This window comes from Streptomyces sp. 2A115, assembly GCF_052245575.1.
GTDB lineage: Bacteria > Actinomycetota > Actinomycetes > Streptomycetales > Streptomycetaceae > Streptomyces.
Map to the genome: position 1 here is coordinate 108,954 of NZ_JBQQCG010000030.1, position 12,285 is coordinate 121,238.

General features: G+C 70.2%; 10 protein-coding genes. 4 read left to right on the forward strand and 6 right to left on the reverse strand.

Annotated features, from left to right (window positions below):
• Positions 1-137: 137 nt before the first annotated feature.
• The 5 genes from ACTWQR_RS25640 to ACTWQR_RS25660 form a co-directional block, all read right to left on the reverse strand.
• On the reverse strand, positions 138-1,964 hold the full coding sequence (locus ACTWQR_RS25640) for a glycoside hydrolase family 3 protein (RefSeq protein ID WP_443229507.1): 1,827 nt from the start codon (positions 1,962-1,964) through the stop codon (positions 138-140).
• Positions 1,965-2,430: 466 nt separating this feature from the next.
• Positions 2,431-3,399: a hypothetical protein gene (locus ACTWQR_RS25645; protein ID WP_443229508.1), complete on the reverse strand. Its 969-nt coding sequence runs from the start codon at positions 3,397-3,399 to the stop codon at positions 2,431-2,433.
• Complete coding sequence (locus tag ACTWQR_RS25650; protein WP_443229509.1) at positions 3,396-3,638, reverse strand: DUF397 domain-containing protein; 243 nt, start codon at positions 3,636-3,638, stop codon at positions 3,396-3,398. The genes ACTWQR_RS25645 and ACTWQR_RS25650 overlap by 4 nt, the downstream gene beginning before the upstream one ends.
• A 290-nt stretch (positions 3,639-3,928) precedes the next feature.
• The gene (locus ACTWQR_RS25655; protein WP_443229510.1) at positions 3,929-4,729 is read right to left on the reverse strand and encodes a sugar phosphate isomerase/epimerase family protein; all 801 of its coding nucleotides are present in this window, start codon (positions 4,727-4,729) and stop codon (positions 3,929-3,931) included.
• 59 nt (positions 4,730-4,788) lie between these two features.
• Entirely contained in the window at positions 4,789-5,727 is a 939-nt protein-coding gene (locus tag ACTWQR_RS25660) for a bifunctional helix-turn-helix transcriptional regulator/GNAT family N-acetyltransferase (RefSeq protein WP_443229511.1), read from the reverse strand.
• 295 nt (positions 5,728-6,022) lie between these two features.
• Here ACTWQR_RS25660 and ACTWQR_RS25665 point away from each other — a divergent pair, with 295 nt between their 5' ends.
• The gene (locus ACTWQR_RS25665) at positions 6,023-7,537 is read left to right on the forward strand and encodes an oxidoreductase (RefSeq protein WP_443229512.1); all 1,515 of its coding nucleotides are present in this window, start codon (positions 6,023-6,025) and stop codon (positions 7,535-7,537) included.
• 161 nt (positions 7,538-7,698) lie between these two features.
• On the opposite strand, the gene ACTWQR_RS25670 is transcribed toward ACTWQR_RS25665, so the two are convergent.
• Positions 7,699-8,751, reverse strand: a complete 1,053-nt coding sequence (locus ACTWQR_RS25670) for a LacI family DNA-binding transcriptional regulator (RefSeq protein ID WP_443229513.1) — start codon at positions 8,749-8,751, stop codon at positions 7,699-7,701.
• Positions 8,752-9,121: 370 nt separating this feature from the next.
• Here ACTWQR_RS25670 and ACTWQR_RS25675 point away from each other — a divergent pair, with 370 nt between their 5' ends.
• Genes ACTWQR_RS25675 through ACTWQR_RS25685 form a run of 3 tightly spaced genes read left to right on the forward strand, consistent with a single transcriptional unit; the run spans position 9,122 to position 12,266 of the window.
• The gene (locus tag ACTWQR_RS25675) at positions 9,122-10,273 is read left to right on the forward strand and encodes a Gfo/Idh/MocA family protein (protein WP_443229514.1); all 1,152 of its coding nucleotides are present in this window, start codon (positions 9,122-9,124) and stop codon (positions 10,271-10,273) included.
• Positions 10,270-11,439, forward strand: coding sequence for a dihydrodipicolinate synthase family protein (locus tag ACTWQR_RS25680; protein WP_443229515.1), 1,170 nt, complete (start codon positions 10,270-10,272; stop codon positions 11,437-11,439). Before ACTWQR_RS25675 ends, ACTWQR_RS25680 begins: the two co-directional genes overlap by 4 nt.
• Positions 11,436-12,266: a sugar phosphate isomerase/epimerase family protein gene (locus ACTWQR_RS25685; RefSeq protein ID WP_443229516.1), complete on the forward strand. Its 831-nt coding sequence runs from the start codon at positions 11,436-11,438 to the stop codon at positions 12,264-12,266. Before ACTWQR_RS25680 ends, ACTWQR_RS25685 begins: the two co-directional genes overlap by 4 nt.
• Positions 12,267-12,285 lie beyond the last annotated feature (19 nt).

A 12,285-nucleotide genomic window follows, 5' to 3' on the forward strand; every position in this document is an offset into this window, starting at 1 on the left:
CCGAACCCACACCACGCGCATCGCGCATGACACCCCCCGATCCCCTGCCCAGCGTGACCCGTCGCGGCGGGATCACGCCAGACATGCGGTGTGCTTTGCGTCACTTGGGGGTGGTGCGCCGGGAGTGCGGCGTACGTCTAGTACGTCAGTCCGTGGCCGATCGGATACAGCACCTGGGCCGGGTCGTCCGCCCGCTGCACCGGTACCGGCAGCTTCCCCGCCGGGTCGGCCCGCCCCGTGATGACCCGTACGGCCGCGCGCAGCTCGACGTCGGTCCAGGAGTAGGCCGCCAAGCAGGCCTTCAATTCCGGCAGCTGAGCCACGTCGTACGGATTGCGGATGGCGACCGCGACGACCGGCCGCCCGGTGGCGACGAGCTGGTTCACCAGAGTCCTCTGGGAGCCGGCGGCGCTCACGTTGTACGTCCCGACGACCACCGCGTCCGCTTCCCCGGCCGCCGCGACCGCGTTGGCGATGGCCGCGGCGGAGGGGGCCGTACCGGTGGAGAGGGCCGTGGCGGTGAAGCCCAGTTCGGTGAGCGCGGCGGCGAGTACGGTCGTGGGCGGGCCGGTGGTGCCGGACGGCGAGGCGGGGTCGGCGCCGACGACGAGCACCTTCTTGTGCGTACGGCGGGAAAGCGGCAGCAGCCCTCCCTCGTTGACGAGCAGCGTCGTGGTGCGCTCGGCGATCCGGTCCGCCGCGTCGAGATGGGCCTTGGTGCCGACGGTCCGGTCGACGCCGCGATGGGTGACGTACGGGTCGTTGAACATACCGAGCTTCGCCTTCAGCCGCAGGACGCGCAGAATCGACGCGTCGAGCCGAGCCTCCGTCAGCTCTCCGCCGCGTACGGCCTGGAGGACCGCGTTCCAGGCGACCTCCAGCTTCGGCGGGTTGAGGAGCTGGTCGACCCCGGCCTTCAGGGCGAGTACGGGCACGCGGTCGTCGCCGTACTTCGTGCGGACGCCCTCCATGCCGAGCGAGTCCGTCACCACGACCCCGTCGTAGCCGAGCCGCTCGCGCAGGATGCCGGTGAGGATCGGGCGGGAGAGGGTGGCCGGGTCGCCGGACGGGTCGAGCGCCGGGACCATGATGTGCGCGGTCATGATCGAGTCGATGCCGGCCGCGATCGCCGCCCTGAACGGGGGTGCGTCGAGCCGTCCCCACTGCTCCTCCGTGTGCTCGATGACCGGAAAACCGTAGTGACTGTCGGTCTCGGTGTCGCCGTGCCCCGGGAAGTGCTTCGAGGTGGCCGCGACGCCGGAGCTCTGATACCCCTTCACCTGGGCCGCCACCAGCCCGGCCACGGCCTGCGGGTCGGCCCCGAAGGAACGTACGCCGATGACCGGGTTGGCCGGATTCACGTTCACGTCGGCGACCGGCGTGTAGTCCTGGCGGATGCCCATCGCCCGCAGTTCCGCGCCGCCGATCCGCCCGGCCTCGCGCGCGTCGCCACGCGAACCGCCGGCACCGAGCGCCATCGCCCCCGGGAAGAGCGTCGCGGGCTCGCCGACCCGCGCCACGATCCCGTGCTCCTGGTCGGTGGAGATGAGCACGGGGAGGCCTCGCGGCTGTGCCAGCGAAGCCTTCTGAATCCCGTTGCTGAGGTCCGCGATCTGGTGCGGCTCGCGGGTGTTGTGCGCCCAGCCGAAGTAGATGATCCCGCCGACCCGGTACTTGGCGACCAGCTCGGCGGGCGTCCGTACGCCGATCTCCGCGAGGTTGGCGTCGATGTCGGCCTGGTCGGGCGCGGTCGCCGAGTGCCCGTACACCCGCATCACGAAGAGCTGCCCGACCTTCTCTTCGAGGGTCATGCGGGAGATGAGAGCGCGGAGCTTCGAGTCGGGGTGCCTGGCGGTGTCGTCCTTGGTGCCGTCGTCCTTGGCCCGTGCCGGGGTGACACCGACGGCAGCGGTCGCCGCCGTGCCCGCGGCAGCCGCGAGCAGCGTACGTCTGGAGGTGTGCACGTGCGCTCCTTCCGGAGAGGGCCCGAGGGGCCCGTGGAGGGGCGAGCTTGAAGGAAACTCCCGAGCGTGAAGGAAACTTCCAGGGATCACGGATATCCGGGAAGTTTCTTCCAGTCAAGGGTGCGCACAGCCCGGACAGCCCACATGGCGGTCCGGCGACGGGTGCTGCTGGGAGTGAGGGGCCGTCATCGGCGCAGTTGGAGGGGGGCGCGCCGATGACGGCGTGCTGTCGGCCGCAGGCGGCGGAGAGGGTAAGTCAGCGATCGCAGCCAGCAGCGAGGCCGACACCGCTCTGCGGAGACTCATCCGGCAGCATGCGAGTTGGACGGGGGATGGCGGGGATGGGTTCCCCGGATTCCGCCGATTCCCAGAAATTGGTACGGGTGTCCACGAGAGTGCGCAACGGGGTTGATGTGGCGCTGTTTTGGGCCGGTCCCGCTGCGGGCTTCCGGTCGTCCCCCGGTCCTCACACGGCCGAGGTGACTCGGTCGCCGGTCTCCAGAGCGCGGAGATCCCGGTAGAACAGGGCAACCACCGCGCACACGGGCGGCAGGACCACCAACGGCAGCAGCAACAGCGCGAAGGCCGTGGGGACGATCAGGACCAGCACGCCGGTGATCCACACGTTGTCGTCGCTCAGCCAGAGCATGGCGAGCCCGAGGGGGTGGGCGAGGGGGGCCGCCGCGTACCGGAGCACGACGAAACCGAGCACGACGAAGGCCGCGAGGAGCAGACCGATGCCGTACGTCTTCCAGGGTGCCCGCCGCGTCAGCGCCCAGGCGCGCTTCACGGCTTCCTTGGAGGAGGAGTTCTCGGAGACCAGGGCCGCCGTGGCCACGCAGTGGCGGAAGTAGACGAGCAGGCCGAGCCCCGCGATCGTGAGGGGCAGGCCCCAGCCCACGATCCGGTACGCCATCGTCGTGGTGTCAATGATCCTCGAGGGCTCCACACCGGGTACCTCGTTCGAGTCGACGGCGCCCCACAGCACGACCCCCAGGAACGCCACACCGCCGGCGCGCACCCAGATCCGCCACTGCGCCCAGTACGCGCCGCCGACGTACGGGCGGGTGCGCGCCCACAACTCCCTGACGCTCAGCCGTCCTTGGCCCTCCAAGGCGTGGTCCAGAGCGACCGTGTGCGCGGTCTGCACCACGCAGACGACAGCGGCGGCGAGGTCCAGCAGCAGCACCGTGACGATGAGACCGATGACCACCAGGGTGTCCCACTGCTCCGCGTACGCCGAATAGGAGTCCTCGGACTCGATGGCGTACTCGGCGTCCCGCCGTGCGCCCTCGAAGGAGTCCCAGGCCACCAGGAACCCGCCCCCCACGATGGCGCCTCCGGCGAGGGTGGTGAACGCCGTGAGGAGGAGGGTGAAGCCGTAGAGGGGGCGCCAGGTGGAACCGAGGGTTCGGAGGGCGCGGGTGAGTATCAAGGCTGGGGGGTGTTCCTGACGTCGGTTATGAAGGCGTCCCGGGTGGTGGGGGAGACGCAGAGAGAGGCGCGGGTGATGTCTTTGGAGTCGCGCACGTGGACGGTGGAGGTGGTGGCGACCTCGACGCAGTCACCGCCGGTGTTGTCGCTGTGGCTGCTCTTGCGCCAGGTGAAGGCTTCGACGCAATCGCCGCCGCTCGAGTCGCTGCAGCTGCTCTTGAACCACTTCAGCTCAGTCATACTCACCCGCCAACTGCCCGATCAGGTCTACGGATTCCTCCGGCCGGAGGGCCTGTCGGCTGATCATCCCATAGCGGTGGGCGAGTGGCCCTGACTCATCCGGTTCGGAGATGAGGAGGCTCTTGCCAGCGCCTCCGTGTACGCCGGCGAGGCCTGCTCCGGGGTCTCCCCCTGGTGCAGGCACTCTCCGAGAGCTGGGAACTCCGGGGGGCGGGTGATCGGCAAGACAGTGTGGGCGAGAGTGCTCACCCGGTAGCCGCCGACGAGGTCCCCGCCTGCCGTGGGGTGCCCTACGCCGACTCGTTCAGCAGGCGAGCGAGGTGCTCCCGGCCCGCGCCCAGCAGCCCCTCAAGCGGTGCGGCCGACTCGTACCACCGCTTCTCGTACTCCCAGCACAGCCACCCGTCCCAGCCCTCCCGCGAGAGCAGATCCACGCACTCGGTGAGGGGGAGGACCCCGGCGCCGAGCGGCAGCGGAGTCGTGTCGTCGGCCGAGGCGATGTCCTTGACCTGGATGTATCCGAGGTACGGGGAGAGCGCGGCGTACGTCGACGAGGGCTGTTCGCCGCCGAGCCAGGTGTGCATGACATCCCAGAGGGAGCCGACCTGGCGATGGCCGACCAGGCCGAGGACGCGGATCGCGTCGGCGCCGGTGCGGTGGGAGTCGTGGGTCTCCAGGAGGATGCGTACGCCCAGGTCGGCGGCGTACTCGGCGGCGGTGCCGAGCCGGCGGGCGGCCGTCGCGTCGGCCTCCTCGGGACTCTGCGCGGTGCCGCCACCGGGGAAGACGCGGACGAAGGGCGCTCCGAGGTCCCGGGCCAGTTCCAGGAGCGTACGGATCTCGTCCAGTACGGGACCGTCGTCGCCCGGTGCCGCCACGCGCGCGTACCCCGCGAGGCCCAGGATCTCGATGCCCGCCGACTTGAACTCGGCCGCCACGTCGGCCCGTTCCGTGAGGCCGATGCCGGGGTGGACCGGCTCCTCGGGATGCGCGCGCAGCTCGATGCCGTGGTAGCCGTGCGCGGCCGCGAGCCGTACCACGTCGGGGATCGGGAGTCCGGGGACGCCGAGGGTGGAGAAGGCCAGCTTCATGCCTCGGACCCTACCCGTCACGCGTCCGCTGTCACGCTTCAGCCGTCACTCGTCTGCCGTCACTCCCGCGTGCCGTGCAGGTCCAGGCGCCAGTCCTGGCCGACGAGATCGGCTCCGAAGGAGCGGTGCGGTTTGTCGGCCAGGAGGACGAAGCCGTGGCGCTGGTAGATGCGACGGGCGGAGGACAGGACGTCGTTCGTCCAGAGCACCAGCTCGCGGTAGCCGACGCCGCGCGCGAACTCGACGCACGCGCGCACCAGCCGGTCGCCGATGCCCAGGCCGCGCGCGTCCGGTTCGACGAGGAGGAGGCGCAGGCGGGCGGCGCCGGGCGCCTCGTCCCGTACGCACATCACGCAGCCGACCGCCCGGCCGTCCAGCTCCGCGATCCACACCCGCTCCAGATGCGGGTCGTGGTCCTCGGCGAAGTCGGCGACGATGCGGGCGACCAGGCCCTCGTAGTCCGCGTTCCAGCCGTACTCGGCGGTGTACAGCGCGGCGTTGCGCTGCACGATCCAGCCGAGGTCGCCCGGCCCTGGTTCGCGGAGCAGTACGTCCTCGCCGCGCGGAGGCCGCCGGTTGCCCTCGGAGAGGATCTCGCGGACCTCGCGCATCGCCTCGCCGAGGCGCGGACGGTCGTCCGGCGGGACGGTCGCCAGCAGCGAGCCGACCGCCTCCTGTGAACGTTCGTCGAGCAGGTCGGCGGTCTCCCGCCCGCGGGTCGTGAGCGTGATCCGCTGCCGCCGGGTGTCCTTCTCCGACGGCGCCCGCTCGACCAGTCCGTCTTTCTCGAACTTCGCCAGCAGTCGGCTCAAGTAGCCCGCGTCCAGGCAGAGTTCGGTACGGAGGTCCGCCGCGTCCGTACGGGGGGAGTGGGCCAGTTCGTACAGCACACGGGACTCCGTGAGCGTGTATGGGGCATGGAGGTGGCGGCTGTAGTCGAGCGCGCCGATGAGGTTCGTGTAGAAGCGGTTGAAGGCACGGATCTCTTGGACGGTCATGGCACCTGACACTTGACACCTGCCTCGCGGCTCACGCCGGGCTCGTAACGACTGGGCTGCGCAGTGACTGGATGGTTGACTCAGTCAGAGATTATGCCGTCGGGGGCGGTGTCGCGCAGGGATTTCGCCCGTTTCTGCGCCGCTGCCGCTGCCGCTGCCGCTGCCGCTGCCGCTGCCACTGCCGCTGCCACTGCCGCTGCCGGGTCCCGCTGCCGCCTCTGGGGCCCGTGCTCCCCCGTATTGCCGTACCGCCGCCCAACGTCGCCCGTGGCTGGGCTGCCGATACCCTGCCCGGGTGCTGCAGTATGACGATCTGACGCCTCCGGAGCGTGCCCTCTGGAACGCCTTTCCCGAGGGACGTCTCGTGGACCTGCGGAGCGGGGTCCCCGATGAGGACGACGCCTGCCAAGGGCAGACCTGGGGCCCCGAACGCACCCTGCGAGCGGAGGTCCTGGCCGCGCTGCTCCTCGGGGCCAACACCACGCAGCAGGGAACCATCGCGGCTCTGTGCCTGACGGGCGCGCGGATCGTCGGCCGCCTGGACCTGGCGGGCGGTGACATCGTCAACACGGTCCGACTCACGTCCTGTCGACTGGAAGAGACCGTGAGCCTGCGCGGCAGTACGACCCGGTCGATCCGGATGGCCTACTGCTGGATGCCGGGCTTCGACGCATCGCTCGCCCGGATCGCGGGTCGGCTGGACCTGAACAGGACGACCGTGCAGGACGGCCGCCTCGCGCTCATCAACGCCCATATTTCAGGGGAGTTGGCGCTGAACGGGGCGACACTGTCAGCCCGGGACGGTGGTTGGGCACTGTTCGCGGGTGGCCTCGTCATGGAGGGCGCGATCTTCTGCCGGGACGGATTCACGGCCAAAGGAGGACTGCGGCTCATCGGAGCGCAACTGGCCGGGGGCTTGTTCATGGACGGAGCACGGCTGGAGAACTTGGGAGGCCCCGACGGCTCGGACGGCGAGGCGATTCTCGCCGACAACGCCACCGTGACGACCATGGATCTGACCGACGGATTCACCGCGGTCGGAGCCGTATCCCTGCGCGGCGCGCAGGTCACCAACCGACTGTCGCTGGCCGGAGCCGCCCTCGACGAACCGGGCGCTTCCCTGGACTGCAGCCGCATACAGGCAGCCGAACTCGACCTCACGCCCAGGTCGGCCCCACCCGGCGGCATCGACCTGCGCAGCGCACGCGTCGAGGTCCTGCGGGACAACGAAGTGAGCCGATCCGCGGCCGTACGACTGGAAGGCCTCACCTACACCTCCCTGCACGCGGAGGACGCCACGTCTCAGGTGGGCGCCGGTGTGGCCCGCAGAGTGGCGTGGATACGCCGCTCGCCCGGGTACAGCCCGCAGCCGTACGAGCAACTCGCCGGCTGGTACCGCCTGATCGGCCACGACGACGACGCCCGGCTCGTACTGCTGGAGAAACAGCGCCACCGGCGCGGCACCCTCCGTCCGGTGGCCCGGATATGGGGCCACGTCTTCGACGCCACGGTCGGATACGGCTACCGCCCCTGGCGGGCCGGAGGCTGGCTGATCGTGCTCTCACTGCTCGGCACCGCGGTCTTCCGCAGCCAGTCGCCCACTCGCAGCAAGGCCGATGAAGGCCCTCCGTTCAACGCCCTGGTGTACACGCTCGACCTGCTGATCCCCATCGGCGGATTCGGCCAGCGCGCGGCCTGGCACTGGACCGCCGGCGCCACCATGTGGCTTTCGTACGTCCTGATCGCCGCCGGCTGGCTGCTGACCACCGCGGTCGTCGCCGGCGTCACCCGTTCACTGAACAGGAATTGACGGCCAACAGGGTGAGATTGAGATCGACAGTCAACAGGTCGAGGGGGAAAGGCAGTTGAGGCGGAAGACGGTTGAGTTGGGAAGGCAGTGAATGACGATGACATCGACCACGTCCCGTATCGGCGGGGACTTGGAGGAGGCCGTCAGCCGTCAGCAGGCCGTCACGCGTTCTTGGGCGCCCCCGTGGACCCCCGCACCATCAACTCCCCCCGTACCGGGGCGATCCCACCGGGCGGCGGCTCCTCCCGCCCCATCGCGAGCCGTCCCGCCCGGGCCCCCGCCTCCGCCAACGGCAACCGCACCGTCGTCAGAGCGGGAACGGCGTCGACGCTGAAGGGCAGGTCGTCGAAGCCGACGACGGAGACGTCGTCGGGGATGCGGAGCCCGGAGTCGCGCAGGGCGGCGCACGCGCCGAGGGCGACCGTGTCGTTCGCGGCGACCACGGCCGTCAACTCCGGTTCGCGGCGGAGGAGTTCGATCGTCGCCTCGTACCCGGACCGGCGGTCGTACCGGCCGTGCACCGTCCAGCCGGGGTCGTCGTCGATCCCGTGCGCGGCGAGCGCGGCCCGGTGGCCTTCGAGGCGGTGGCGGGTCGTCGTGCGCTCCTCCGGGCCGGTGATGTAGCCCATGCGCCGGTGGCCGAGGCCGATCAGGTGCTCGGTGAGTTCCTGGCCGCCGCCCCGGTTGTCGAAGGTGAGGGCCACCGCGTCGGTGTCCGTCGGTGCGGGCGGCCGCCCGCACAGCACCACGCGCGTGCCCGCGTCCGCGAGCTTGCGCAGCTTCGTCGCCACGGCCGTCGCGTGCGCGGTGTGCTCCACGGCCCCACCCGTCAGCACGACCGCGGCGGCGCGTTGGCGCTGTAGGAGCGTGAGGTACGTGAGCTCGCGCTCCGGAGAGCCGCCGGTGTTGCACACGACGGCGAGACGCTCCCCTCCCGCCCGGCCCCCGGGCCCCCCGATCTCGGACTGGATCGCTCCCGCCATGATCCCGAAGAACGGGTCCGCGATGTCGTTGACCAGAATCCCGACCAGGTCGGACGTGGCGGCGGCGAGTGCGCTCGCGGGGCCGTTGAGTACGTAGTCCAGTTCGTCCACGGCCCGCAGCACCCGCTCACGGGTGGATGCGGCCACGGGGTAGTTCCCGTTCAGCACGCGCGACACCGTCGCGGGCGAGACCTGCGCGCGGGCCGCCACGTCCGCCAGGGTCACCGTCATCTCGTCGTCCTCCGGTCGCGCATCTCGTCGTCGTCCTCACAGCCGGTCGTAAGTCGTGAGGCGTCGTCGTAAGGGGTCGTAAAACTCGTACTCCGAGCCGAGGCCAGTGTCGCGCTCAGGGCCCAAGCTGGTGCAGACCTTACGGTCACAGATTGGATGCAGACTTTACGGCCGCAAGCCCCCGCCCCCGTTCGCCCCCTCGAACAACTCTTAACCTCCGCGGTCTTGTCCGATCCGCTGCACAGAGGCTAGCGTCACCTCGTATAGAAAGCGCTTGCTGTGACGCTCACCAGTTCACCGGTGCTCACGGGACTGCCCCGAGTGCACCCGTGGGGCGTACGCGGCGCAGGACGCGTACGAAGGGAATGACGTGACACGCAAGACGGTGCGCATCGCCATGAACGGTGTGACGGGACGCATGGGCTACCGCCAGCATCTCGTCCGCTCGATTCTCGCTCTGCGTGAACAGGGCGGCCTCGACCTCGGCGACGGCACCGTGCTGTGGCCCGAGCCGGTCCTCGTCGGCCGCCGCGAACACGCTCTCAAGGCGCTCGCGGACCAGCACGGCATCGAACACTGGTCCACGAGCCTCGACGAGGTGCTCGCCGACCCGACGATCGACATCTACTTCGACGCCCAGGTCACCTCGGCCCGCGAGGAAGCGATCAAGAAGGCGATCGCGGCCGGGAAGCACATCTACACCGAGAAGCCGACGGCCACCGGCCTCGACGGCGCCCTGGAACTCGCCCGCCTCGCCGCCGAGAAGGGCATCAAGCACGGCGTCGTCCAGGACAAGCTCTTCCTCCCCGGCCTCCTCAAGCTCAAGCGGCTCATCGACGGCGGCTTCTTCGGCCGCATCCTCTCCATCCGCGGCGAGTTCGGCTACTGGGTCTTCGAGGGCGACTGGCAGACGGCCCAGCGCCCCTCCTGGAACTACCGATCCGAGGACGGCGGTGGCATCGTTGTCGACATGTTCCCGCACTGGGAGTACGTGCTTCACGAGCTCTTCGGCCGTGTACGCACCGTCCAGGCCCTCACCGCCACGCACATCCCGCAGCGCTGGGACGAGCAGAGCAAGCCGTACGACGCCACGGCCGACGACGCCGCCTACGGCATCTTCGAACTCGACGGCGGCGCGATCGCCCAGATCAACTCCTCCTGGACCGTACGCGTCAACCGCGACGAGCTGGTGGAGTTCCAGGTCGACGGAACCGAGGGCTCGGCGGTCGCCGGCCTGCGCAACTGCCGCGTCCAGCACCGCAGTTCAACCCCGAAGCCGGTCTGGAACCCCGACATCCCGGCCACCTACTCCTTCCGCGACCAGTGGCAGGAGGTGCCCGACAACACCGAGTTCGACAACGGTTTCAAGGCCCAGTGGGAGCTCTTCCTCAAGCACGTCTATGCCGACGCGCCCTACCACTGGGACCTCCTCGCCGGCGCCCGCGGCGTCCAGCTCGCCGAACTGGGGCTGAAGTCCTCGGCCGAGGGCCGCCGTTTCGACGTACCGGAGATCTCGCTGTGACGATCCAACTCCCAGGCGCCGCAGGAGAGTTGCGCACGTACTCCCCGCGCACCGAACCCCTCTCCGTCACCACCGGAGCCCCCTTCACCTCCCGTACGGTCTACTCGGCGGCCCACGTCGTCGCCGACCCGTACGCGGATGTGTCCCCCGATTCCCCCGCCGCCGTCGACTGGGACGCCACCCTCGCCTTCCGCCGCCACCTCTGGTCCCACGGGCTCGGGGTCGCGGAGGCGATGGACACGGCCCAGCGGGGGATGGGCCTCGACTGGGCGGGCGCCGCCGAGCTGATCCGCCGCTCGGCGGCCGAGGCGAAGGCGGTCGGCGGCCGGATCGCCTGCGGCGTGGGCACCGACCAGCTGTCCGCCACCGAGATCGGTTACCCGTACAGCCTCGACGAGATCCGGGCCGCGTACGAGGAGCAGCTCGCGCTGGTCGAGGACGCGGGCTCCCCCGCCATCCTCATGGCCTCCCGGGCCCTCGCCGCCGTGGCCAAGAGTCCCGAGGACTACCTGGAGGTCTACGGCCAACTCCTCCGCCAGGCCACCGAGCCGGTGATCCTGCACTGGCTCGGCCCGATGTTCGACCCGGCGCTGGAGGGCTACTGGGGCAGCACCGACCTGGACGCCGCGACCAGCACCTTCCTCGAGGTCATCGCCGCCCACCCGGACAAGGTCGACGGCATCAAGGTCTCCCTCCTGGACGCCCAGCGCGAGATCGACCTGCGCCGCAAGCTCCCCGACGGCGTCCGCTGCTACACCGGCGACGACTTCAACTACCCCGAACTGATCGCCGGCGACGCCCAGGGTTTCAGCCACGCCCTCCTCGGGATCTTCGACCCGCTGGGCCCCCTGGCGGCCGAGGCCGTACGAGTGCTGGACACCGGCAACGCGGCGGGCTTCCGCGAACTCCTCGACCCGACCGTCGAGTTGTCCCGCCACCTCTTCCAGACCCCGACCCGCTTCTACAAGACGGGCGTCGTCTTCCTCGCCTGGCTAGCGGGCCACCAGTCGCACTTCACCATGGTCGGCGGACTGCAATCGTCTCGCTCACTGCCGCACCTCGCCCGAGCGTACGAGCTGGCCGACGGCCTGGGCCTGTTCCCGGACCCGGCGCTCGCGGAGGCCCGCATGAAGAACCTCCTCTCCCTGTACGGAGTGGCCCAGTGAGCGACCTGTCGCGTTTCTCCATCAACCAGATGACCGTCAAGCAGCTGTCGATGCCCGAGTTGGTCGACGCCTGCCTCGAGTTGGGCGTCCCGGGCGTCGGCCTCTGGCGCGACCCGGTCCAGACGTACGGACTCGATGCGACCGCGAAACTGATCCGCGACGCGGGCCTGACGGTCACGACCCTCTGCCGGGGCGGTTTCTTCACGGCCATCGACCCGGCCGAGCGGGCCTCGGCGCTGGACGACAACCGAGCGGCGATCGACGAGGCGGCGACGCTGGGCACGGACACGCTCGTCCTTGTCTCGGGCGGCCTCCCGGCCGGCTCGAAGGACCTGCACGGCGCCCGGGAACGGATTGCCGACGCACTCGGCGAGCTGGGCCCGTACGCGGCCGAGCGGGGGGTCCGGCTGGCCATCGAGCCCCTCCACCCGATGTACGCCTCCGACCGCTGCGTCGTCTCCACCCTGACCCAGGCCCTGGACCTCGCGGAAAGGTTCCCGGCCGAACAGGTGGGCGTGACGGTCGACACGTACCACATCTGGTGGGACGACAGGGCACCGGAAGAGATTGCCCGCGCGGGTGCGGGCGGCCGCATCCACACGTTCCAACTCGCCGACTGGACCACCCCGTTGCCCGAGGGAGTCCTGAACGGCCGAGGCCAGATCGGCGACGGAGCGATCGACATGCGGCAGTGGAAGGCTCACGTCGACGCGGCCGGCTACACCGGCCCAATCGAGATCGAACTGTTCAACGACGGCCTATGGGCAAGGGACGGCCGAGAGGTCCTGACGGAAACGACAACCCGCTTCACAGAGCACGTCCTGTAGCCGGCTCCAACAGCCGCCC